Annotated in this window: 11 protein-coding genes and 1 pseudogene; 9 read left to right on the forward strand and 3 right to left on the reverse strand. The window is 60.8% G+C overall.

Going from position 1 to position 24,460, the window contains the following annotated elements; translation table 11 throughout:
• Positions 1 to 16 precede the first annotated feature (16 nt).
• Both BMZ91_RS09780 and BMZ91_RS09785 read left to right on the forward strand, forming a co-directional pair.
• Complete coding sequence (locus BMZ91_RS09780; protein WP_092837782.1) at positions 17 to 1,189, forward strand: MalY/PatB family protein; 1,173 nt, start codon at positions 17 to 19, stop codon at positions 1,187 to 1,189.
• Positions 1,190 to 1,666: 477 nt separating this feature from the next.
• The gene (locus BMZ91_RS09785) at positions 1,667 to 4,567 is read left to right on the forward strand and encodes an H-type lectin domain-containing protein (protein ID WP_092837784.1); all 2,901 of its coding nucleotides are present in this window, start codon (positions 1,667 to 1,669) and stop codon (positions 4,565 to 4,567) included.
• A 205-nt stretch (positions 4,568 to 4,772) separates the two neighbouring features.
• Here the strand turns inward: BMZ91_RS09785 and BMZ91_RS09790 are convergent, their stop codons facing one another.
• From BMZ91_RS09790 to BMZ91_RS21080, 3 genes are all read right to left on the reverse strand, one after another.
• Positions 4,773 to 5,762 carry a GSCFA domain-containing protein gene (locus BMZ91_RS09790; protein ID WP_092837788.1) on the reverse strand — a complete coding sequence of 330 codons (990 nt, stop codon included), beginning with the start codon at positions 5,760 to 5,762 and terminating at the stop codon, positions 4,773 to 4,775.
• A 126-nt stretch (positions 5,763 to 5,888) separates the two neighbouring features.
• Positions 5,889 to 6,641 (reverse strand): sulfotransferase domain-containing protein, encoded by a 753-nt coding sequence (locus tag BMZ91_RS09795; protein ID WP_143076323.1) that lies wholly within the window; start codon positions 6,639 to 6,641, stop codon positions 5,889 to 5,891.
• Between the two features lie 259 nt (positions 6,642 to 6,900).
• On the reverse strand, positions 6,901 to 7,254 hold the full coding sequence (locus tag BMZ91_RS21080) for a hypothetical protein (protein ID WP_143076324.1): 354 nt from the start codon (positions 7,252 to 7,254) through the stop codon (positions 6,901 to 6,903).
• A 214-nt stretch (positions 7,255 to 7,468) separates the two neighbouring features.
• On the opposite strand from BMZ91_RS21080, the gene BMZ91_RS09805 reads away from it, so the two are divergent.
• From BMZ91_RS09805 to BMZ91_RS09835, 7 genes and pseudogenes are all read left to right on the forward strand, one after another.
• Positions 7,469 to 15,250, forward strand: coding sequence for a beta strand repeat-containing protein (locus tag BMZ91_RS09805; protein ID WP_092837797.1), 7,782 nt, complete (start codon positions 7,469 to 7,471; stop codon positions 15,248 to 15,250).
• A 522-nt stretch (positions 15,251 to 15,772) separates the two neighbouring features.
• Positions 15,773 to 17,374 carry an SEL1-like repeat protein gene (locus BMZ91_RS09810; protein ID WP_092837800.1) on the forward strand — a complete coding sequence of 534 codons (1,602 nt, stop codon included), beginning with the start codon at positions 15,773 to 15,775 and terminating at the stop codon, positions 17,372 to 17,374.
• On the forward strand, positions 17,371 to 18,585 hold the full coding sequence (locus BMZ91_RS09815; protein ID WP_092837803.1) for a tetratricopeptide repeat protein: 1,215 nt from the start codon (positions 17,371 to 17,373) through the stop codon (positions 18,583 to 18,585). The genes BMZ91_RS09810 and BMZ91_RS09815 overlap by 4 nt, the downstream gene beginning before the upstream one ends.
• Positions 18,586 to 18,791: 206 nt before the next feature.
• Positions 18,792 to 19,214 (forward strand): hypothetical protein, encoded by a 423-nt coding sequence (locus tag BMZ91_RS09820; RefSeq protein WP_092837806.1) that lies wholly within the window; start codon positions 18,792 to 18,794, stop codon positions 19,212 to 19,214.
• A 77-nt stretch (positions 19,215 to 19,291) separates the two neighbouring features.
• Positions 19,292 to 20,386: a hypothetical protein gene (locus BMZ91_RS09825; RefSeq protein WP_092837809.1), complete on the forward strand. Its 1,095-nt coding sequence runs from the start codon at positions 19,292 to 19,294 to the stop codon at positions 20,384 to 20,386.
• Between the two features lie 581 nt (positions 20,387 to 20,967).
• Entirely contained in the window at positions 20,968 to 24,054 is a 3,087-nt protein-coding gene (locus BMZ91_RS09830) for an FG-GAP-like repeat-containing protein (RefSeq protein WP_092837812.1), read from the forward strand.
• 139 nt (positions 24,055 to 24,193) lie between these two features.
• A pseudogene (locus BMZ91_RS09835) lies at positions 24,194 to 24,451 on the forward strand (transposase); the annotation flags it as partial.
• Between the last annotated feature and the right edge of the window lie 9 nt (positions 24,452 to 24,460).

A 24,460-nucleotide genomic window follows, 5' to 3' on the forward strand; every position in this document is an offset into this window, starting at 1 on the left:
TAATAGGAGAGCACCAATGAATTTCGACGAGATCATCGACCGGCGCGGCCACCTGTCCAGCAAGTGGGACATGATGGAGAAACTCTATGGCGTTCCGGCCGATGACGGGTTGGCCATGTGGGTTGCGGATATGGATTTCCGCTCACCCGACTGCGTGCAGGACGCAGTACGCGCCAAGCTTGAACATGGCATTTACGGCTATCTTGGCGACTACAGCCCCTACACATCGGCGATTCAATGGTGGATGAAGAACCGCCATGGCTGGGAGATTGAACACGACTGGATATTGACCACGACCGGCCTTTGCAACGGCGTCGGCATCGCCATCGACACGCTGACCAGTCCCGGCGATGCGGTGGTGCTGTTTACGCCGGTCTATCATGCCTTTGCCCGGGTCATCCGTTCCGCGAACCGCAATGTTGTCGAATGCCCGCTGGTCAACAATGCGGGCCGCTACGAGATGGATTTCGACGCCTATGAACCGCTGATGACCGGCAAAGAGAAAATGCTGATCCTCTGCTCGCCGCACAACCCCGGCGGACGGGTCTGGAGCAAGGATGAATTGCGCGCTGTCGGCGATTTCGCCCGCCGCCATGACCTACTGGTCATCTCGGATGAAGTGCATCACGATCTGGTCTTTTCCGATCACCAACACACGGCCATGCCGCTGGCTGATCCCGGTATCGCGGACCGGTTGATCATGCTCACCGCACCGTCGAAAACCTTCAACACCGCCGGGTCGCATTGCGGCCAGATGATCGTATCCAGCGATACGCTGCGCGGCCAGCTCAAGGCCCGCATGACGGCCCTGTCGCTGGCCAGCCACGATTTCGGCGTGGCAATGACAACCGGTGCCTATAGCGCCGAGGGCGCCGTATGGGTTGACGAACTGGTCACCTATCTCGACGGCAACCGCAAACTCTTTGATGAAGGCGTCAACGCCATTCCCGGCATCTCCTCGATGAATCTTGAATCCACCTATCTGTCATGGGTTGATTTTTCGGGCACTGGCATGAGTCGCGAAGAATACAAGAAACGCGTCAATAAGGGGGCACGCATCGCGGTAAATTACGGCTCAACCTTCGGCACCGGCGGCGAAACCTTCCTGCGCTTCAACGTCGGCATGCCGCGCGCCCGCATCATCGAAGCCGTCGAACGCCTGCAAGCTGCGTTCAGCGATCTGCAATAAGGCCCTACGAGAAAACTCCGATAGGTTTTCTCGGTCAGGACATCGGTAAAATCAATACCCTGTAGCGTTTCCCCCCCTTTTCGCGAAACGCTACAGGTCCGCAAACCGGGACACCCACCCTGTCGGCCCCGATGGCTCGGCCACAGCATTCATCAGACCCGGACCACCATTACAGAAGCTGACGCGAAGCGCACCGCACGAGGGGCGTTGGGCCTGATCATGCGGCGGGCCAGGTCAGGCGTATGCGCGCCTCGGGCGATCAGATCGCCCATGAGGTGAATCACTGGCGCCAATTCAAGTCATGGTTGTCCAAAAACTATTTCATTTCAAGGAAATGCGACAGCGGATTGATTTACATCAACACATACGAATTAATGAATTATTAACAATCAGTTTGAATTGCCGAAAACTGGCAGATTCGGTGGTCTCCGTAGGCGTAATTTGCTTGCGCCCAATCTAGAAGAAAGGAAAGCTGTCATGGCTGTTACCTATTTATCACCTCTGCATGTGTTCTCAATTGAGGACCTCACGTTTACGTATTCCGGCGTCACCTACACCGATAATCCGTCGCTGCTTGATACGGCCGGGGCAGTTGTCACACCTCAGGTAGACAAAGACGGAAACGTCCTCTACGGAACGGACAGCGAATTCGGCTTTCTCGTAACCGATTTCATCGGAGCAGAAGACAAGACTCTCGATGGTGACTTCGCAGAAGGCTTTGCCGGCAATATTTTCGACATCGACAACAACGTGACCGGGCTGGCCGTGTCCAACGCCGCGACAGACGTGATGAAATCCGGCGCGCCTCTTGGCACGTGGTCGCTCGGGCTGGGGGGCGCGACCGTAAAGGCCTCGACCGAGCATTACGTGTCGATGCAAAGCATCCTTTCGGATCAAAAATTTCCCGGCGATCCGGATGCGATTATGCAACTGGATGACGACCTAAAACTTCTGGATCTACGCCCCACGGGTCTGAACGGTGCGTTGGAAGAGGGTTTGACACACGAGCGCTATGTGCATGAGCTGTCAAAGGGCCTGCAGGTCGCGATGGCCAATACAGGGCCGGGCGAAGACGCGACCTATAGCGATATCGACTTTGATCGTGATGGCGTCTTGGATACTTACAGCACTGTCGCGACCACAGTGCAGGCCACGAACGCCGCAGGCGTCGTCGAGGATCTTGTTGTCGGCGGTCTTGATCTGGATAATGATGGAACGGCGGATGTCGTTGACAGTTTCCTGAACGGCTATGGCGGCACGGCGGATCTGACCGACCTGATGGATCCCAACGAAAACAGCCTGACCTACGACATCGCGTATGGCCAGGACTATTCGATAACCTTGAAAGACGACGGCAAGTTCCTCTATCGCTGGGGCGAAGCCGTGAAGCGTCCGAACGATATCCGGATGGAGGTCAACCTCGACCTGCCCAGCGAATGGACAGAGGACCTTGACGAAAACGGCACACCCGACAGCCTCGAGAACGGCTCGGCAGGCTATATTATCACCAAGGCCGAACTGGTGGTCAACCACGACATCACCAACAACCCCAACGACCAGATCCGTCCCGAGGATTATGAAAACGAGGCTGCCATCGGGCGCCTGCCATCCCACTACATCGTGACAGATCCGGATAACGCCTCGAACACGCTTTGGGTGTCGCCAGTAGACAGCTACAATGGCGAAGGCACATTCCTGCCCAGCTATTTCAAGCTGGACGCAAGCGGGAACATTGATCTGACCGCAGGTGGCATTGCCGTCTACGATCCCGACAACAACCTCGTGGGCTACCGCAATGAGGATGATGGCGGCCAACCCATCGGCACCGTGCTGCGTGATGACAATCTTGCTTCGTTGGCTGATGATGCCGAACTGGACTTTTCGACCGAGGATCTCGACGAGGGCTTCACGGCAGAATGGTACACCACCGTAGACCGCGAGCCCTTCGAGTGGTCCTACGACAAACTGCCCGACAATCCTTATGCGAATGTCTTTGAAAGCTTCCGTACGCCAGAAGATGCCATTGCCGCCGGCTACGCCGAAGATGATCTGGTGTCCGGCCCGCGCTGGCGCCTGACCCCCAACAAGTTTGGTCAGGATTTGCCCGGTCTCGAAATCCCACTTGAGCCGAACAGCCAGCCACCGTTCCAGAACAACAACATCAAGTACGAAACCGGCGAGCCGATCACGACCACGATCAACCTGCTGGATTGGGACGGCAAGTCGCCACTGGCAAGCAGCGCAGGCTGGATGACCGTCGACACCACACTTCTGGATGAAGACGGCAACGGTGTCATCGACGATGGCTGGAGCAATGTGAACGGAACGCTGAATGCGGGCGACAAGATGCCCGAGGGTCTGGTTCTGTCGGCAGTAACCCCCAATGGGGTGAACCTGGATTCCGATTTCTTCGATACTGCCGTCTATGTCAAAGGCGACCGTCAGGACTCGGCCAAGCTATACGATATGCAGCTTGACATCGAGTATAGCGAAGCGTTGACCCTTGGCACCGTGCAGCAGGTGACAAACCTCAATGAACTCGGCCAGACAGTCACCTTCGAGAACGGAGCATCCTTCATCAACCCTGTCGTCTTTGCCAGCCCGGTAAGCATGAACGATGCCGTACCGGTCACGGTGGACTTCTCCAGCGTCACCTCGACCGGCGCGACACTTTTCCTTGAAAAGCCCGACTTTTACGTTGGGAAAGGCGCTCATGCTGCCGAGAATGTCACGCTCCTTACCTTCGAGGAAGGAACTTGGACATTGGCCGACGGCAGCTTGCTTCAGGTTGGTGAAGCGGCAACACAACGGGGGGATACGGAAGTGTTCCAGTCGGTTGTCTTCGAGCAAGCCTTCGACGAAGCACCTGAAATCCTGTTGCAGGTCCAAACCCATAACGGGGCATCCTATGATGTCGTGCGGGCCCGGAACGTTACCACAACCGGCTTTGAGTTTGCGCTTCAGGAAGAGGAAGGGTCCGACAACTATCACAGGTCGGAAGTCGTTGGCTGGGCAGCGATCGACGCTGCGAACGAGGACGACATCGTCGACTGGCATGGCATCACGGGCGAAGCCTTCAACACCGGAAATACTGTTACGAGTCTCGGAGACGAGTTCGAGTTCAATTCCGAGGTCGGCACCAATCCTTTGGTCGCGGCATCTATATCGACCTACAATGGCCCAGATTCCGCAAGCCTTCGTCTGAGCGACCTTACTGATGACGGAACAACGGCGACTGCCACATTCCTGGCTCAGGAAGAGGAAAGCCTGGATGCGGAAACTTGGCACGGTGCGGAAGAAGTCACCGGCCTGGCCTTCGCCGACAGCGGCACATTGTATGGCCTCGAATATGTGGCCGATATGATGGTCTTCGCCTGATCTATCCGACCCATTTCACAACTTTCGGCGGCCCTTTTCAGGGCCGCCGTTTCGTTTTGAAGACCCTTTCTGCGACGCACAGAAACCAAAGCAATTCCATCGCCTATCCTTGCTCGATCAAACGCACATGTTTGTCTGCGATATCGTCGTCATACTTTTGATTTCGCTGATCGGACACGATTGGAAACACCTGCACCGAACACGTCTAGGCCACAATCACCTTCCGGGAAAACAAATTGATGATCTTGGAGACCATATCTTTCTTCACATGGCGCTTGTCCCAGCGATAAGCAAACTCAGGGTCAGAATACTGGACGGCCTCATAGCTCGGGAAATAGAATGCGTCGTCATGCTCTGCGGTGAAGGTTCCCGCAACAGCGCGCAGGATCGCTTTGGACTGGCTGTTTGCCACCACCACATCCTGCCCTGAAGCCACCACCACATCCTGCCCTGAAAATGTGTTGCCCAAGGCAACAGGGGACACCGTGACCATCATCTTGATGTTCGGTTGGATCTCTTTGAGCATATCGCGTATTTCGCTCAGCATTTTCAGGCTTTCAGTATAGTCTATCAACCTTGCTTCAAAACGTTCCGGATTTTGCAGTGCAAACCGGGCTGGTGGTGCGGAATTAAGATACAACCCTTGCTCGATATCGAAAAACGCCTCTGACAGGCCAAGCGTGATGATGAACAGATCACATTTGTTCAGGTGGTCACGCGCTTTGCCTCTGAAATAAGATCGCGCTTCCAGCTTTTCACCCCGTGTACCAAGCCCCTGCACGCGCCCGGTGCCGAAGTGTACATCCAGTACTTTATCATTGTCGCCATAAAGCAACTTTTCGCCCAAAAAATTTTCATCCACCAAGTTGCGGATTTCGTTATGCATCGAGCCGATATTGAAGCGGGTGAAAAATGCGCCATCCTTGACGCCTTCAACGCTGGAGAACCGTTGATCCTCATAAAAATCGGGCACATTGAAACCGCGCTCGTTCAAGGCGCGCTGGATCTCCCAGGCAAAACAACTCCCGATTGTATAAACATGCGCGTCATTAGCGATTGTAAACTTGGGGTCGAATTCGGGCAAAAACTCCTGATAAATGCGTTCGCACGCCATTCCTTCAGAATGCTCTTCATCTCTGCCGTTCCACTGTGCAAATGGACGTTTGAAGTTCGTTCTGGCATCGCTAAAGTTCATTTTGTTTTCTGCTCCAAATTGTTTTGCATTGAGATGGCTGAATTACCCTAGCCGCGTTATAACAATAAAACACGGGGTTTTCAGTCGGCTGTCCGCACACCGGTCCGCAAAGCCCGCCGCGCACCATCAGACGCGCCGGTCGGTGAGTGTTTCGGGCAAAAAGAATGGTACAAATTCGGGATGTTTCTCGAAATAAACTCGCGAAAACTGCATGCCCCGATCATAGTGTTCAGGCGGCATGTCTGCGGCCCACCGCCCCTCCAGATGATAGCTGGAGTCAAACTTGACCTTGGGGTTGACCAGATCCTTGCCGTGCTGGTTTTCAGTACCGCGACGCGCATAGGCTTGCTGGAACAATTCCGGATCATCCGGCGGCGTCAGCGCGAAGGTAGCGCAAAAACGGTCCAGAACGGCGCCGGGGGATTTCAGCAGTTCTTCGTGCTGAACCACCATGGTCCGCTCTTTGTTTTCCAGCGCGAACTGCAAATACTGTGTCATCCGCTCGGACCATGATGTCAGGCACTGCTCCGCGAAATTCGGCGTAAAGACAAACTCCTGATCCGGATTGCGGTACTCAGCCTTTTTCTTGGCAAAGCGAAAATAGCTCCAGAGCCATGACACCGGATCCTTGATAGAGACCACAACGCACAACCTGTGAGTGCGCACCTCTTCTGCCATCTGGGCATAAAGCTCTGGCGTCAGCCCCTCCGCCGTTGGGTTCTGCGCCAGCCACGCGGCCATCTTGTCCCAGCTTTGGGGCACGTGCTTGTCTCCCAGAATATTGGCCAGAAAAAGACAGTCGGGCAGGTTTTCTTCCACGATGGCACGAAAAGCATTGGTCCCGCTGCGTTGCAGCCCCAACTGTTTGAATAATCTCACGGTGTTTCCTTTTCCGGTTTACCAGGCACCATGGCCATGACTGTGTTGACACAGCCAAGATCTGCCACTGAATATCCACAGTCGTCTCGACGGTATCGATATCGGCTGTTTGCATAAAGGCCTCGCCGGTGATGGCGCGGATCTGGTAAACCAAGAGGAAGAGGCAGTCAACGGGATTTGCCGCTTTCCGGGAGTCAACCCCGTCAAGCGCGGGAGCCTGAAGGACAGCACTCTCGTGAAGGTCACATCGGACGATCTTTCAGAGGCAATCGAGACTTACGATGAACTGGTGCAGGCGGTGATCCGGCTTGGCTCGGGGAGGTGCGCAAGGCATGTTTGTCCGCCGCTCCTGCTCAGTCAAAACCGGAACAACACCTGCTGCTGACAACGGCTTCGCTCCGGCGGAGAGGCGGCGATTCATGCAGAGCGTCTGCGGTTGAAAACCAATACCATGTTCTTGGAGCACTACGACGTTCCCGGCGCCGGCACGCCAGTCGTGCTGAGCCTGCAGGATGCAGACATCCTCGAAAGCCAGGATCTTGGCAAAACTTGGAAGCGGTATGAAATCGGCCTGCCCGCGCTCAAAGCTTTCATAATGAGGTGCCCTTTTCATGGGGACGGGTAAAGCACTCCGGTGGCCGGGAAAAGGGACGAGGTTCAAATCCCTCTGACAGCGCCGCCTAAGCAAAAAATTCCTTCGCATCCCGTCAACCCTCCTGTATCGTTTTAAGTGAGACGCAAGCACATCAGGTATCAAGGCCATGGGCCGAACGCCTGGACGTTCCTGCCAAACCGTATTTCAGGCGATATTTCAGAAGGAAGTATTTATGACAACCCTTGCACCTGGCGGCCTCGCGATTGTCGGCTTCAACACCAACGGCGAGGGGTCGGATTTCTCGTTCGCCCTGTTGTCGGGCGTCGAAGCGGGCACCGAAATCTACTTTACCGACGTCGGCACGCAAGACGGCTCCGCGAGCTTCGACAATACCAACTCGGCAGAAGGGACACTGCTTTGGACGGCGTCGACCGATTATGCTGCCGGGACGGTGATCAACTTTCTCACAGACGGAACGGAATTCACGCAGCCCCTGATTGTCGGAATCGGCGGCATCAATCAACCGCTGGAGCTGAACACAGGCGGCGATCAGATCATCGCATTCCAGGGCAACCTTGTCGGCAACCAGATCCAGGATCCATCGTTCATTTATGCCGTCAGCACCTACCGCGATACCTTTCAGGGAACCGGCGATGGCCGCGAGGGTGATACAAGCTCGGTCAACCAGTCCGGCGTTCCGGCTGGTCTGGTCGAAGACGAGACCGCAATCGCGCTCGGCGCGGCGACAAGCAATGTCGACTCGGTGCTCTATACCGGTCCGACGACCGGCACCAAGGCCGATCTGCTGGCCGCCCTTGCCACTGTCGGCAACTGGTCGGCAGACGGCACCACGCAAACCCAGATCACGGCCGACTTTATCGTCACCGATGCGGTCGCGAATGCCGACCCTGATCTGACGTTGCCGGGTGCGGTGACGTTGGATGAAGACGCGGTAGAGGCGATCACCGGCATCTCTGTCTCGGATCCGGAAGACGACAGTGTCACGCTGATTCTGACGGCCGCGGCAACGCTGGATGTGACGGCGTCCGGCGCTGCGGTCGTCTCTGGCAGCGGCTCCGGGTCGGTTTCGATCCAGGGGTCTGTCGCGGATGTGAACGCCAGCGTGGCTGGCCTGACCCTGACACCGCCGCAGGATTCGACCGCCCCCATCACCCTGAGCGTCGTGGCATCGGACAAGGCCGGCACCTCGACCTCTGGGGCGGTAGAGATTACCGTTACTCCGGTCGATGATGCGCCGCAGCTGGAATTGCCTGCCGATTCCGGCGGGTCGGCGGATCGCACGATCACCGATGCCGAACTGGCCACCGATCCGCTGGATTTCGCCGAAAGCTATCTGATCAGTGATCCGGACGGCCCATCGCAATCGCTGGACGGTTTTGAATTGACCGTGCGCTATGGCGCGGGCGGCAGCGACGCGGGCGATCTGCTGGCAGTGACCGATACCCTGGCCTTCGAGGGTGGGAGCAGCAATGCGACCGGCATCGACACCGAGGTCAACGGCACGACCGGGCTGACGGAGGTCTATATTTCAACAGATACCGGTGTGGGCTTTGAGAACATCCAGAGGCTTCTGCTGGGCACCATCGACGGGACAGAAAACGGTCAGGCGGGCACCGACCTGACGATCACACTGGGCACCAACGCCACCACTGATCGGGTGCAGGTTCTGCTGGATGCGCTGCGCTTTTCCAATCCGGCGGCGACGCCGGGAACGCGGGTTCTGGACATTCAGCTGTCGGGCACCGTCGATGGCGCGCCCGGTTCATCCGATCTGGATACGGTCACGGTTACGATCACCGATGGCAATGCCGCGCCGGTCCTGACAGATCTGGCACCTTCGGTGATCTTCGATTCGGCCCTGGTGGGCATAACACCACAGGTAGTGGATGCCGATGTCACCCTGAGCGACAGCGATTCTGCCGAGTTCAACGGCGGTGCCCTGACCATCGCATTCTCAGGATTCCGCCCCGGTGCCTCGACCGTGGGCGAGGCGCTGAGCTTTGATACCTCCGGTCCGTTCTCGATCTCGGGTACGGAGCTGTCGTTTTCCGGGACGGTTATCGGCACGATCAGTTCGGACGGTCTGGACGGCAACGCGCTGAGCGTTGATTTCACCTCGGCCACGGCCACGCCTGCTGTTGTGGAACAGCTGATCGAGGCGCTGCGCTATGGCAACATCGCCACCCCGCCCGAGACGACCCGCGAAGTGAACATCACCGTATCCGACGGCGATGGCGCGACCTCTGCGGTGCAGACCGCAGCCTTTGTGATTGAAGCGGTCACGCCTCCCGGCCCGCCCGACCGGTCGGTGACCTATGTCGAACAATCGGGTAACGTCCTGATCGACGATGAGTTGCAATTCACCGCCGATGGCGCGACTGGCGATCCGACAATCTATGCCGGCGGCACGCTGGACATTACGATGACCGGCTCAGGCGCCAATGATGGCCTGACGTTCTCGACCTCAACAACAACCGGTGAGATCCAGTTCGACGGTGCGACCCTCTACATTAACGAGGACGTAGGTTTTGCTGGACGCAGCATCATCGGATCCGTCGCCGGAAACAACACGCGCAACATCACTGTGACTTTTCAGCCCACGGACCAGGTCTTCGGGAGTTTTTTCTTTCAGCGCCGCCCCACGGCGGAGGAGATCGAAAAGATCGTCCAGGCGCTGCAATACACCAACAGCGAAGGCGACAATCCGACCGACAGCCCCCGGACGGTCGAAGTCGTCCTGACGGATGCGGCACTAAACGTGGAACCCACCGAAACCTTCACGGTCGAAATCGAGGCTGTTGAGGATGATCCGATCCTTTCGGCCATCGACGCCACTGTCCCGCTCGATTATTCGGGCGGTGTGCCAGTCACGCCTGCCACGTTCAACACCGGCTTCACTGTCGCGGACGTGGACACCACCGACTTTACCAATGGCGAATTCCGGGTGTCCGGGCGGACCACGTCCGCCGAGGACAACTTTTCCATCATCGACGGCAATGGGATCACCGTTGCGGGCAATCAGGTCAGCTTTGGCGGCAGCGTCATCGGCACGATATCGGGCGGCACAGCGGGCACCGATCTGATCGTGGCGTTTTCGGGAACCGTGTCAAACGCGGCTGTCGACGCGCTTGGGCTACAGGTGGCCTACCTCAACACCTCCGCCACACCACGGCCTGAACGCAGCCTGGTCTATTCCGTTACAGATGGCGAAGGTGGAGAATCGGCACCGGTGGTTCAGACAATCTCGATCAGCGGTGGCCCTACGCTTCAGCCCCCCGTGATCGGCGGTGTCGATACGCCGGTGACACCGCTCGCCTCCGCCCTGATCGCCGGCCCCGTGGTTCTGGACGCGGACATCACGCTGTCCGATGCGGATATGTCCGGCTTTGATGGCGGCAGCCTGTCGCTGAGCTATCAGACACCGCGCGGTGCCACGACGGACCAATTGTCGATCCTGAACGGAACCGGCGGTGTCGGCATCGAGGTATCGGGCACAACCGTCAGTTTTGACGGCACCGCCTTTGGCACCATCGTCCAGGACGGTGTGGCAGGCGACAATCTGGAAATCGCCTTCTCCGGGGGCTCCGCGACGGGAACGGCGGTCGAGGCGCTGATCGAGGCGCTGCAATACCAATCCACCGCAACCATCCCGACGGGGAACACAGGCCTGTCCCTCACTGTGACCGATGCCAGTGGCCAGGTCAGCAACGAGGCGTCGATTTCGGTCGAGGTCATTGATGATGGTATCTCTTTTGGTGACAGTTCCAACACGCGCGAAGACAGCGATCTTATCCTCTCCTTTGCGAGCCTACTGTCCAACGATGTGAACTTCGGGCCCGGTTTAACAATCACCTCTGTTCAGGCCGCTGTCGGCGGCACGGTGCAGATCGTGGGCAGCGACGTCGTGTTCACACCCACGCCTGACACAAACGGCGCCGCCAGCTTTTCCTACACCGCAGGTGACGGGGTCTGGACCTCGACAGCGACGGTCGATGCCACAGTGACCCCGGTCAACGATGCTCCGGTCGAAACCGGCGTATCGGGCGACACTTCGACAATCCTTCAATCCGGCGCGGGGGCGCAGGCCCTGACGGGCCTGACAGACGCCACCCTGTCCGACATCGATTCCGCCGATTTCGACGGCGGCATTGTGCGCATCGCGCAAACCGGCGGGGCGGCCAACGGAACCTTTGGCTTAGGGCTCGGGGTGACCTCGGGGGGCGATTCCGTCTTTGCGACCGCCGAAACCGTTGCGGTCGGGGGCGTGACGCTTGGCACCGTCTCTGCCAGCGGGGCCACCGGCGCGCCGCTTCAGATTGATCTTGCAGCAACCGCAACCCCGGCGCTGGTGGCTACCTTCCTGCAATCGCTGACCTACGACATCCCGACAATCGTCGAGACGCGGAATTTCCTGCTGACGGTCGATGATGGTGATGGCACGGCGGATGGCGGCGCCTCGACGGCCACTGCGGCCTTTGCAGTGCAGGTGACCCCCAACGCCCCGGTCATCACAGATTTGGATGGCGATTCAGTCAGCGTCGCGTTTGGTGCGGTTGCAGCTATCGACAGGTTTGCGGGTGCCGCTGTCTTCGATGCCGATGATGCCGATTTTGACGGCGGCGAACTAACGATTTCGCGTGGAACATTGCTATCCGGTGACTTCTCGACATCGGGCCTCGTTCTGTCGGGCGCAGATCAAACCCTTGCCACCGCCGAGACAGTAACCGTCGACGGCATTGCCATCGGCACCGTGACGTCGGACGGGCAAGGCAGCAATGATCTGGTCCTCACTCTGTCCGCCGACGCAACCCCCGACAGGCTGAGCACATTTCTCCAGACCCTGAGCTACCGCTCGACCGATCCCGGGACACACAGCTTTGACACCACACTGCGCGATGCGTCGGCGGGGCCGGTTGCGGGGACCTCCTCGGCGGCCGCGTTTACGGTCATTGTCGATGCGCCGCCGATTCTTACTGTGCCTGGAGCAATCTTTCAGGCACCGGATTCCCAGGCGACGTTGATCACCGGGATTTCCGTTGCCGATGCCGACAGTGCGCAGGTTTCCGTGTCTGTCGCCATCCCGGCAGGGCGCGGCGCTCTGGACATGACAGCCGAAGGCGCAGCCGTGCTCGTCGGGTCGGGCGGCGAGACGGTTTCGGTCTCCGGTTCCCTGACCGACGTCAACGCCACTCTGGCCTCCTTGTCGGTTACGCCAACGTCCGGCAATGCCGCAGATATCATCGTCACCGTCTCTGCCAACGATGGCTCGACAACAATCTCTGGTCCAAACACCGACTCGGCAACCGTGACGGTCGATGTCCTCAATCGGCCCGAAATTCAGTCTCTGACTGGGGATGTCCTCACCTATACCGAAGGCGATGGAGCTCGCGTCCTTGATCAGGACAGTGCAGCATCGGTGTTTGATCTGGATTCTGCGACATTGTCCTCCGGGCTTCTGACAGTCGCGTTCCAGGGCGGCGGAACATCGGATGAAACGCTTGGATTCGGGGTCGGTGTCTCCTTGCCGAGCGGGCAAACCAACGGGGCCGCGGTTCAAGTGGGCGGCGTCACGATCGGTACATTGCAGGCGGGTCAAACCGGGCTCGCCGGTCAGGACATGCAAATTCTTCTTTCTGCCGACGCGACGCCCGCCCGACTCTCCACCTTGCTCGGCACCCTGACCTACGAGACGTCATTGGAGGATGTGGCGGCAACACGTACCGTCGCGGTCTCCGTGTCCGACGGAGATGCCGGTGTTTCTTCAACGGCTTTTGTCACAATCGACGTTACACCTGTGAATAACGTGCCGACCCTGGCGCTGAGCGGCGTGGTCGCAAGCCTGTCCGAGGCGGCAGATGTTACTACGCGCATCAAGCTGGCCGATATCGACGTGACCGACGATGCGCTCGGCAGCAATGCCCTGGCGCTGGCGGGGGCCGATGCCGCCCTGTTCGAGATCATCGGCACCGAGCTGTTCCTGCGGGCCGGCACCGCGCTTGACTTTGAAACCCTGCCCAGCCTCGACGTCAGCGTCACGCTCGACGATCCGGCGCTGGGCACCGGTATCGAGGCCAGCCTTCCGCTGAGCCTTGCGATCTCGGATGCCAATGAGGCCCCGACCCTGGCGCTGAGCGGCGTGGTCGCAAGCCTGTCCGAGGCGGCAGATGTTACTACGCGCATCAAGCTGGCCGATATCGACGTGACCGACGACGCGCTCGGCAGCAATGCCTTGGCGCTGGCGGGGGCCGATGCCGCCCTGTTCGAGATCATCGGCACCGAGCTGTTCCTGCGGGCCGGCACCGCGCTTGATTTCGAAACCCGGCCCAGCCTCGACGTCACTGTCACGCTCGACGATCCGGCGCTCGGCACAGGCATCGAGGCCAGCCTTCCGCTGAGCCTTGCGATTGCGGATGCCAATGAGGCCCCGACCCTGGCGCTGAGCGGCGTGGTCGCAAGCCTGTCCGAGGCGGCGGATGTTACTACGCGCATCAAGCTGGCCGATATCGACGTGACCGACGATGCGCTCGGCAGCAATGCCCTGGCGCTGGCGGGGGCCGATGCCGCCCTGTTCGAAATCATCGGCACCGAGCTGTTCCTGCGGGCCGGCACCGCGCTTGACTTTGAAACCCGGCCCAGCCTCGACGTCAGCGTCACGCTCGACGATCCGGCGCTGGGCACAGGCATCGAGGCCAGCCTTCCGCTGAGCCTTGCGATCTCGGATGCCAATGAGGCCCCGACCCTGGCGCTGAGCGGCGTGGTCGCAAGCCTGTCCGAGGCGGCGGATGTCTCGGCGCGCATCAAGCTGGCCGATATCGATGTGACCGACGACGCGCTCGGCAGCAATGCCCTGGCGCTGGCCGGCGCCGATGCCGCCCTGTTCGAGATCATCGGCACCGAGCTGTTCCTGCGGGCCGGCACCGCGCTTGATTTCGAAACTCGGCCCAACCTCGACGTCACTGTCACGCTCGACGATCCGGCGCTGGGCACCGGCATCGAGGCCAGCCTTCCGCTGAGTCTTGCGATCTCGGATGCCGACGAGGCGCTGCTGATCGTTGGGGGGCCAGGACCGGACGCGCTGACAGGGGGCGCCTTTGATGATACGTTGGCGGGGCTTGCGGGCGAAGACACAATTGACGGCGGCGCAGGCAATGACCGGATCTCGGGCAGTGACGACAACGACGACTTGTCGGGTGGCGATGGCGACGACACAATAGGTGGCGGCGCGGGTGACGACGCGATCGACAGCGGCGCAGGTAACGACAGCGCGAACGCAGGTGCGGGCGATGACACGGTCTTCGGCGGCGAGGGCGACGATTTCCTTGGCGGCGGATCGGGTGACGACAGCCTGGATGGTGACGATGGAGCAGACACGCTGACGGGCGGTGGGGGTGACGACACTATCAATGGCGGTCTCGGTGAGGACATCGCCGACGGTGGGTCCGGCGACGACCTGATATTTGGCGGGGACGGCAACGATACCCTCGGTGGCGGTCTCGGCGACGATACGATCGAGGGCGAAGCGGGCAATGACGACTTGGGCGGCGGTGCAGGCAAAGACCTTCTCAGAGGCGGCGCGGGACAAGACACAATTGGAGGAGGCTTCGGCGACGATACGATTGAGGGCGGTCTTGACGATGACATGCTGTACGGCGGCGGCAGAAACGATGTGCTCGACGGTGGCCAAGGTGACGATACCCTCAACGGCGGGGATGGTGACGACACGATGACCGGCGGCGAAGGTGCAGATACCTTCATCTTCAACGTCTTCCAGAGTGGGGAGGCTGATCTGGTCACCGACTTTGAAATTGGCGTGGATGTCTTCCGCCTCAAGGGGGTCGAAAATGAACCTGACACCGGGTTGCAGGGTAAATTCGACGCACTCAGCATCACCGACTTGGATGGCGGTGCGCAGATCGACCACTTGGGGCACACGATCCTGATCGAGGGCGTATCGGCCTCGGACTTGAGCATCGACGACTTCAACTTTATCTGACGCCGACCTGGAGGGGCTGCGGTAATAGATTGGCATCGCGCCCCGGGCTCGCCCCGGGGCCAACGAGGCCGGGCACCCCTCTTTCCAGAGGTGGTTCTTCTTGCAGGTCGGACCGATTCCGATATTGAATCGCCCCGGTTTCACCCGCGAACTATTGCTTCAGGTGAGGCGGTTTTATCGACCGCCTCGATCTGACGCCACTTGCGAGCGGGTCAGGCCACCGCTGGTTGCGATGCCCATAGCATCACGCCAAAGCTCGTCTGTATAGCTCGTTGCCGTTGCTTGTCTCCTTCACAGCAAACATCGCCCGAAAGAGCACCGGATCGAAATCGGGACAAGAGCAAGGCGGCTGGCGCGCCATCCGGTCGCTGTCCTTCGGGACGGTGCTCTGTACGGCAGGGGCGCCGGTCTGGCTCTGGGGTCTGCCGCCGAATTGAGACTCGCACCGCGCCGGAATACCCGTTAACGTCCTGGCATTATCCAGCCCCCGATTGCAGACACCCGATTGCCTCAGGAGATCCGATGCCCCCCTTTCACATGGTCCCGTCCGCCCTGCTGACGCTGCTGATCGCCGCCCTGCCCGCAAACGCCCAGGACAGCTCTGCCAGCCCCGAACCAGCCGCGCAAACCACCCCCGATGCCGCTGCCCTGCCCGACATGGCTGTCATCGAACAGGCCTGGGCGCGTCGCGATTACGTCTTTGTGCGCGAGGGGCTCAGACAGCTGGCCGAGCAGACTGGCACACCGCTTGCGCAGTTTCGCTATGGCCGGGTGCTGCTTGAGGGGCGCGGCGGGCCGCGCGACATCGCCGGCGCTGTGCTCTGGCTCGACCGGGCGGTGGCGCAGAACCACATCGAGGCCGCGACCCTGCTGGCGCGGGTGCTGCTGTCGGCGGATATCCCCGACCAGCCGCGCGACCCTGAACGCGCGGCTGCCCTGCTGAACCGCGCCGCCGCGCGCGGCGATGCCGAGGCGCAGTATTACCTCGGGCTGCTGGCGCGTTCGGGCCAGGGCATGGCGCCCGATCCGGAGGCCGCCTTTACCTGGTTTCTGGCCGCCGCTGAACAGGGCAATATCGCGGCGCAATACGCGGTGGCCCAGGCCTATGCCCGGGGCGAGGGCACAAAGCCCGACCCGACCGAAGGGCTGCGTTGGCTCGAAGAAGCTGCCGGTCAGGGCCATATCGAGGCACAGTTTTCTCTCGCCCAAGCCTATGACACCGGTCAGGGCGCCGCCGCCAATGCGCAGGCGGCCCTGCGCTGGTATCGCCGCGCCGCCGAGGCCGGGCTGCCGCTGGCGCAGCGCATCCTGGGCACCCGTTACCTGACCGGCAAGGATGTCACCGTCGATGCGACCGAGGCGCTGCGTTGGTTGACCGCAGCCGCCGAGGCGGGTGATCCCGGCGCGATGTTCAACCTCGGACAGAGCTATGCCACCGGCGCGGTGCTGCCGCAGGATGATGCGCTTGCGTTCCAATGGTACGAAAGTGCTGCCGACACCGGCCTGCCGCGCGCGCAGGCTGTGCTGGGGCAGTTTTATGAGATCGGGCGCAGCGTGCCCCGCGAAATGGACCGTGCCATAGCGCTTTATCGTCAGGCAGCCGAGGCCGGAGAACCGGCGGCGATGCAGCAGCTCGGACGGCTGGCGGCCTCTGGTGCGCTCGACGGCAAGCTGGCGCCGCAACGCGCGGTGCCCTGGGCCGCCGCCGCCGCCGCTGCGGGCAACGCAGAGGCGCAGGACTGGCTCTCTGCGCGGGCCGAGGACGGTACTCACGGCGCAGCGGGCGCTCTGGGGCAGCTGCTGATCGACACCCCCGAGCGCCAGGCCGAGGCACTGGCGCTGATCACCCGCGCGGCTGAGGCTGGCGACGTCCCCGCGCAGGCGCTGCTTGGACAGGCCTATGCCAGCGGCGATCATGGCCTGGCACAGGACTACGTTGCCGCGCACACCTGGCTCAACCTCGCGGGCGGCGCCGGGGATGGCGCCGCCGCCGCGACCCGCGACGTGATCGCCGCCCTGATGACGCCCGAGCAGATCGCCGAGGCACAGACCGCCGCCCGCGCGCTCTACGCAGGCATCGCGGCGCAGGTGCCTCAAACCGAGCAGACCGTGGTACGACCATGAAGACACTGCGACCGACCCTTCTGGCAGCGGTACTGCTGGCTCTGGCGCTGCTGCCGGGCGGCCTGCATGCGCAGGACGTCGGCACCGCCAGTCTAGCCGATCTGCGCACTGCCGCCGAGGCCGGGGACATCGCCGCACAGCTCACCCTTGCCGCGCGCTATCACGATGGCGCGGGCGTGATCCAGAACTTTGCCCAGGCCGCCGCATGGTATGCCCGCGCGGCAGAGGCCAACGACGCGGAAGCGCAGAACCGGCTGGGCCAGTATTATCACGTCGGCCTTGGGGTTCCTGCGGATCGTGCCGCCGCCCTGCGTTGGCTCTCGGCCGCCGCAGAACAGGGCGCGCCGCAGCACCTGTTCGATCTTGCCGCCGTGCTTGAGATGGACACGGATAATCCCGCCGCCCTGGCCCGTGCCGCCGCGCTTTACGAACGTGCCGCCGAGGCCGGGCACACGAACGCCGCCGTCAGTCTGGGCGTGATGGTGCAGAACGGCACCGGCGTGGCGCAGGATTACGCCCGCGCCAAGGCGCTTTATGAAGGCCCCGCCGCCGCCGGCAACGCGAGGGCGCAGAACAACCTTGGCCTGTTGTATGTGCGCGGCACCGGGGTGCCGCAGGATTACGACCGCGCCGCAGCCCTTCTCGCTGCTGCCGCCGAACAGGGCCTGGCCACCGCGCTCACCAATCTGGGCGTGATGTATGAAAACGGCTTTGGTGTGCCCCAGGACGATGCCCGCGCGGCTGCGCTGTACCGGCAGGGCGGCGCGGGGACACAGGCAGCGCAGGCCGGGGCCGGGTTTGTCTACGACCCCCGCCTCGCCCCGCCGCCCTCGGACCAGGACGGCATCGCCACCCTGCGCGCGGATGCCCAGACCGGCGATCCGGTGGCCGAATTCCAACTGGGCTGGATGCTGGTACATCTGGAAGGCCCCAGCCCCGCCGACTGGCGCGCCGCCGCCACGCTGTTTAACGCCGCCGCAAACAAGGGACACGCTGCCGCGATGGCCAATCTGGGGCTGCTTTACATGCAGGGGCGCGGCCTGCCGCAGGATTATGTGCTGGCGCAGATGTGGCTGGCTCTGGCGGGTTCTGGCGGGCTGAAGGCCGCGCTGCCGCTGAGTGCCGCCCTTCAGGCCCGCATGACCCCGGACCAGATCAATGAGTCCCAAGCCCTGGCCGAGACGCTCTGGCGCGGCGGAAAGCAACCCTGACGAGAACGTCGCGCAAGCCCCACATGGAGAAGATGTTTGACCGCGTTCTGAGCACCAATTAGGTGGGCGCTGATCACAAAAAGGTGAATTAAGTCTTAGTCGTTCATACAGATACGGTGTACAATACCGACAGCAATGCGATTTGAGACAGCGCCGGGAATCCCGGCTCTGCGCAATCTTCAACAGTAGAAAGAGGACTTTATTTGATGCCCCATCTTTTCAGAACCGTTCTTCTCAGCACCAGCCTCGCCCTGACCGCGACCGGCGCCGCATGGGCCGTCGATCCGGTCAAGCGGCACAGTTCCAATGCCGTCTGGTTCGAGAACTGGAGCGGGCTAAGCAACGCCACCCTGATTGTCGTCACCCCAGACGGTGCGCGCACCGAAATCCAGGCGCCGTCTGGCACCCCCGTATATAAGCTTGACCCGACCAAGGCCGTGGACGGCGTTTATGACTTCGAGCTGCGCGCCGCGACCAAGAAAACCGTCAAGGTCGACAACACGATCAACCAGGGCCGGGGCGATGCGGAGCGCAGCAGTACAGCGGTGCCATACGTCGTCAACGGATCATTTACCGTCGAACGCGGCATGATTGTCATCCCCGAGGAAATCAAAGAAGAAGGCAGCTGACCCAGAGGGATCCGGCAAAGCCCGGCCCCTGGCCCAAAACAATAACACCAAAGACCGATAGTCGCGAAGGAGATTTTATGACCTATTCTCTGTATACTGGCCTCAAGGCCACAGCTTTTGGCGCCAGCGCGCTTGTGGCGCTGACCGGCACTGGCAGGGCCGACCAGGTGATAGCGGACGATCTTATCGTCCAGGGCAGCCTCTGCGTCGGCCAGGACTGCGTTAACGGCGAAAGCTTTGGCTTTGACACGATCCGGCTCAAGGAAAACAACACCCGCATCAAGTTTCAGGACACCTCGAGCAGCGCCAGTTTTCCGTCCGCTGACTGGCAGCTGACCGCCAACGACAGCACCAATGGCGGCGCCAACAAGTTCTCGATCGACGATATCGACGGCGGTCGCACCCCGTTCACCGTCACCGCCGGGGCGCGCAACAACTCGATCTTCGTCAACAACACCGGACGCGTTGGTTTTGGCACCGCGACACCAAGCGTCGATCTGCACGTGGTCAACGGCAACTCGCCAACCCTGCGCCTGGACCAGGACGGCTCCAGCGGCTTCGCTTCCCAAGTCTGGGACGTGGCCGGCAATGAGGCAGGCTTTTTCGTGCGCGACGTCACCAACGGCTCGCAACTGCCGTTACGTATCATCCCAGGTGCCGACAGCAATGCGATTGTGATTGGGGCGAACAACGACGTCGGCATGGGCACCGACACCACGCCCGATGAAAACCTGCACCTCAAGGGCAGCGGCAGCGTGGCGATCCGGCTTGAATCCACCGATGCGCCCTATCCCATCCGGCTGAACCTCAATCCCACCTTCGATGTGTTCCGCATCACCTTCGACGGATCAGGTCGCCCGACCCAGTTCCAACTGGATGAAGATGGCAATTTGATAATCCCGGGGACGATCACAACATCGGGCAGTTGCGCGACCCCCTGTGACGGCGTCTTTGGCGAAGATTACGAATTGCTGCCGATCGAACAGAACGCCGCGTTCATGTGGCAGAATGGCCATCTGCCCTCTGTCGGGGCAACGCCGGAATCCGGTCAGTACGAGCTGTCCAGCAAAGTGCTGTCGATGCTGACGGAGTTGGAAAAGGCGCATATCTACATCGAACAGCTGCACAGCCGGATTACCGATCTTGAAAAGAAAGCTGATTCCAAAGGCTGATCCTGAAAGCCCCCCGGTGCAACGTGCCGGGGGACCATTCGAAGTTACCGCCGGTAAGCCGGGTTCAGGATTTTCTTGTGTCCCCCCCGTGTTCAGGCCTCCCCCCCCCTCGCCCCCCCCCCAGCATCCGGTCCACCCGGTCATTGAATGACGGGATATTGCCGGGCAGGCCAGCGGGCAGGAATGCGGTCGCTACCACGCCAAGAAATCCCGCAGGCACGCAAACCAGCAATGACTTAGAGCATGTTGCTCAAAAGTGGAAACCGGTTTTGAACCGGCAGGTGACCCTGCGCGCACAGGGCCCAGGTGACCAGCTCACACCAGAACCGGGGCGCGCGCATCAACCATCGTTGAAAGCCCGACCTCGCCGCCGCTCGTGGGGCCGATGCCACGACCGCCCTGTGGCAAGAGAAGGACCGGGCGGCCTGCACCCCGATCTGCAAAAAAGAAAGGCCGTCTTCCAGGACTTCGTCCACCGCATGTTCGCACCTTGACAGCTCCCCTGAGCCGCCACAGAATTATGACTTTAGCCTCGTTGAGCATTCGTTGAGACGCTTGATTTAATCTCTGGAAACATTCCTATGTCCAATATCAACCTCATCCGTCCGGGTCACAGCCTGCGTTTCCTGTTCGCCCTGCTGATCGTCGCCGTGCTGGCCTATCTGTTCTGGACCGGATCGCGCTACCCGGCGCTGAATGAAAAAGCGATGATGTCCGGCGCCATCCAGCTTGAGGATGCCCTCAGCTTCGAGGCCAGGTTTCCAATCACCGACGATATGAATATCGTCCAGCATATCTTCTGGTCCACGCTGAACTGGATCAACACCAACAAGAAGGGCATGACCTTCGGTGTGCTTTTCGCCGCCGCCTTCCTGACCGCCGCGGGCTATCTGCGCACCAAAAGCTTCAAGGGCCGGTTCTCGAACTCGTTCCTGGGGCTTGCGATCGGCACACCTCTGGGCGTCTGCGTGAACTGCGCGGCGCCAATCGCGCGCGGAATGTATAGCTCTGGCCTGCGCGCCGAAACCACGCTCAGCGCGATGATCGCCTCACCTACGCTGAACGTGGTGGTGCTGACCATGCTCTTTTCGCTTCTGCCGCTTTACATGGCGCTGACCAAGATCGCGCTGTCCCTGGTGATCATCCTGCTGGTTATCCCGCTGATGGCGCGCCTGTTGCCCCGCACCGAAATCGCGCCAGAGCTACGCGTCCAGTCCCCCTGGAGCGCGGACGAGATCACCACCGGCCAGCCCAAAAACGAGAGCCTGCATATCGCAGTATGGGAGGTCACCCGCAGCTACCTGTGGAACCTATGGTACATCGTCAGGATGACGGTGCCGCTGATGCTCCTTGCGGGCTTTCTGGGCACGGTCGCGGCCGTATTCCTGCCCGGCAACCTGATCCTGGGGCTGCAATTCTCGCTCTGGGTGCTTCTGGCCGTCGCTCTGGTGGGGGTGTTCCTGCCGGTGCCCATCGGGTTTGATGTGGTGATGGCCGGTGTGCTGCTGGCCTCCGGGATGGAGCAGGGCTATGTCATGGCGCTGCTGTTTACCTTGGGCAGCTTCAGTGTCTATTCCTACTTTATCGTGGCGCAATCGGTGGGTCGGCGCGCCGCCTGGATGCTGGCCGCCACTGTGGTGGTGATGGGTGTGGTCTCAGGCTATGCTGCGCATGGCTGGCACGAATACAAGACCGACCAGGCGCTGAAGATGCTGACCGGGCAGGCACAGCAAGACCCGCCGCGCATGATGTGGGCCGCCCACGCCGCCAGCGCCGACCACTGGCAGGTCACCTCGCCCGACGCCGCCCGCATCCACATCACTGCCACGCCCTTCGCGCCGAAATCCCCCGCAGCCGACACCGGCTTTACCCGGATGGAAGCCGACACCCGGGGCATCGACGCCCCGCTCGAATTTTCCATGGCCGACATGTGGCCCCCCTTCTGGGAGGGGCGTAGCCTTGCGTCGGGGGATATCGACAACGACCGCGATCTTGATCTCGTCGTCGCCTCGACGGAACAGGGCCTCTACCTCTACGCCAATGACGGCACTGGCGCATTCAGCCGGATCGCTGCTGATCTGGGCCCTCTAGCGGACATGCCGGTCTTTAACGCCGCGCTGGCGGATGTGGACAATGACGGCTGGCGCGATCTTGTGATCGCCACCTACCGGCAAGGCAATTACCTCTGGCGCAACGTGAACGGTCGCTTTACTGGCACGCCCTCTCTGATCAAAAACCGCGACAATGCCGTCCTGTCGCTTGCCCTGAGCCTCGCCGATGCCGACCGCGACGGTGATCTTGACCTGGCCCTCGGCAACTGGACCTCGGGTTGGTATCGCCGTGTGCCGGGCGAGGAATCTCGTAACCGCATCGTGTGGAACGACGCGGGCGCGCTCAGCGGGGCGGATTTCACGGACCTGCCTGGCATCCCCGGGGAAACCCTGTCGATCCTGTTCTCGGACATCGACGGCAACGGCACAGCCGATCTGCTGGTGGGCAACGACTTTGAAATCCCCGACTATATCTATCGCAACGACGGCGCGCGCGGGTTTACCCCGATCACCCACGCTGATGCGCTGATCCCGCACACCACCACCACCACCATGGCGCTCAAGACCGCCGATCTGATGAACGACGGCTCACCCGAGATTTACATGGCCCAGATCGCGGGGCGCTCTTCGGGCGTATCACGCAAGCTCAAGATGCAGGACCTCGATCTTTACTGCGACGCCATCGGAAACCCACAAGCCCAGGCGACCTGCGCGCAGAACATGGAGATCAAGACCTGGTACAGGTCAGGCAATAATTTCGACCCGACCTATGCCTCAAAGTGTCAGGAGCTCACCGGGCGGCTCCAGGGCGAATGCAAGGCGATGCTGGTCAAGGATCTCGCCATCCAGCGCAACGATCCTGCCATCTGCGAACTGATCCCCGCAGACCAGCCGCGCCCACGCAGCTTTTGCGACCTGCACTTTCTACCCGTTCGCACGATCACGGCAGACGAGGCCGAGGCGAGCATTCAACAGATCCTGCGCTCCAACGTCCTGCTGGAATGGCAGGGGGCGACCTATACCGACACCGCAGGCCCGCGTGGACTTGAGGTTGGGGGGTGGAGCTGGGACACCAAGGTGGCGGATTTCGACAACGACGGCTGGCAGGATGTATATATCGTCAACGGCACCTGGGTCCCGAACGAGGTCAGCCCCTCGAACATGTTCTTTCACAACACCGGAGAGGGCACGTTTGTTGAGGCCTCGGGCCCCTTCGGACTTGAGGACTACCTGATGACCGCCTCTGCCACCGCATTCGACATGGAGGGCGATGGCGATCTGGATTTGATCACACATCCGGTGAACGGGCCGCTGGTCATGTTTCGTAACAATGCCCAGGACGGTCACGCCATCGCGTTTGAGTTGGAAGACATGGTCGGCAACCGCGATGGCATCGGCGCGGTGCTGACCCTGACCGACGGCGACGGGCGGATGATGACCCGCGAGATCCAGCTCGGCGGCGGCTTCATGTCTTTTGATGCCCCGCGCGTGCACTTCGGTCTCGGCACCGCCACCTTTGCTGCCAGCCTGACCATCCGCTGGGCCGACGGCACGGTGAGCGCGATCACCGGTCCGCTCGATGCAGGCGCCCTCTACACCGTCCGCCGCGACAGCTGAGCGAGACACTTAGAACGCGTCCTCTCACAGCACTTCCGTTTGGCATTAGGTTTGTGTGGGTATCTTTGCTGCCTGTGACCTGCTCCCCTGAAAAGTCCGGTGTTTTGAGTTAGCCTGTTCTCCAACAAGGAGACAGAGGATGAAGAGAAGCCGTTTCAGCGAAGAACAGATCATTGGGATATTGAAAGAGCATCAGGCTGGGCTTGGCGCGAAGGAGCTTTGCCGCAAGCATGGTGTCAGCGATGCGACATTTTAGAAATGGCGGTCCAAGTATGGCGGAATGGAAGTGTCTGACGCAAAAAAGCTGAAGGCGCTTGAGGCCGAGAATGCCAAGCTGAAGAAGTTACTGGCTGAGCAGATGATGGATGTGTCGACGCTTAAGGAAATGCTGGGAAAAAACTTTTGA

This window comes from Roseovarius lutimaris (assembly GCF_900115165.1).
Lineage (GTDB): Bacteria > Pseudomonadota > Alphaproteobacteria > Rhodobacterales > Rhodobacteraceae > Roseovarius > Roseovarius lutimaris.

Excerpts from the sequence above, each read along its gene's own strand:
- BMZ91_RS09780 (WP_092837782.1), top strand. The coding sequence starts at position 17 with ATGAATTTCGACGAGATCATCGACCGGCGCGGCCACCTGTCCAGCAAG.
- BMZ91_RS09785 (WP_092837784.1), top strand. The coding sequence starts at position 1,667 with ATGGCTGTTACCTATTTATCACCTCTGCATGTGTTCTCAATTGAGGAC.
- BMZ91_RS09790 (WP_092837788.1), bottom strand. The coding sequence starts at position 5,762 with ATGAACTTTAGCGATGCCAGAACGAACTTCAAACGTCCATTTGCACAG.
- BMZ91_RS21080 (WP_143076324.1), bottom strand. The coding sequence starts at position 7,254 with ATGAAAAGGGCACCTCATTATGAAAGCTTTGAGCGCGGGCAGGCCGAT.
- BMZ91_RS09805 (WP_092837797.1), top strand. The coding sequence starts at position 7,469 with ATGACAACCCTTGCACCTGGCGGCCTCGCGATTGTCGGCTTCAACACC.
- BMZ91_RS09810 (WP_092837800.1), top strand. The coding sequence starts at position 15,773 with ATGCCCCCCTTTCACATGGTCCCGTCCGCCCTGCTGACGCTGCTGATC.
- BMZ91_RS09815 (WP_092837803.1), top strand. The coding sequence starts at position 17,371 with ATGAAGACACTGCGACCGACCCTTCTGGCAGCGGTACTGCTGGCTCTG.
- BMZ91_RS09820 (WP_092837806.1), top strand. The coding sequence starts at position 18,792 with ATGCCCCATCTTTTCAGAACCGTTCTTCTCAGCACCAGCCTCGCCCTG.
- BMZ91_RS09825 (WP_092837809.1), top strand. The coding sequence starts at position 19,292 with ATGACCTATTCTCTGTATACTGGCCTCAAGGCCACAGCTTTTGGCGCC.
- BMZ91_RS09830 (WP_092837812.1), top strand. The coding sequence starts at position 20,968 with ATGTCCAATATCAACCTCATCCGTCCGGGTCACAGCCTGCGTTTCCTG.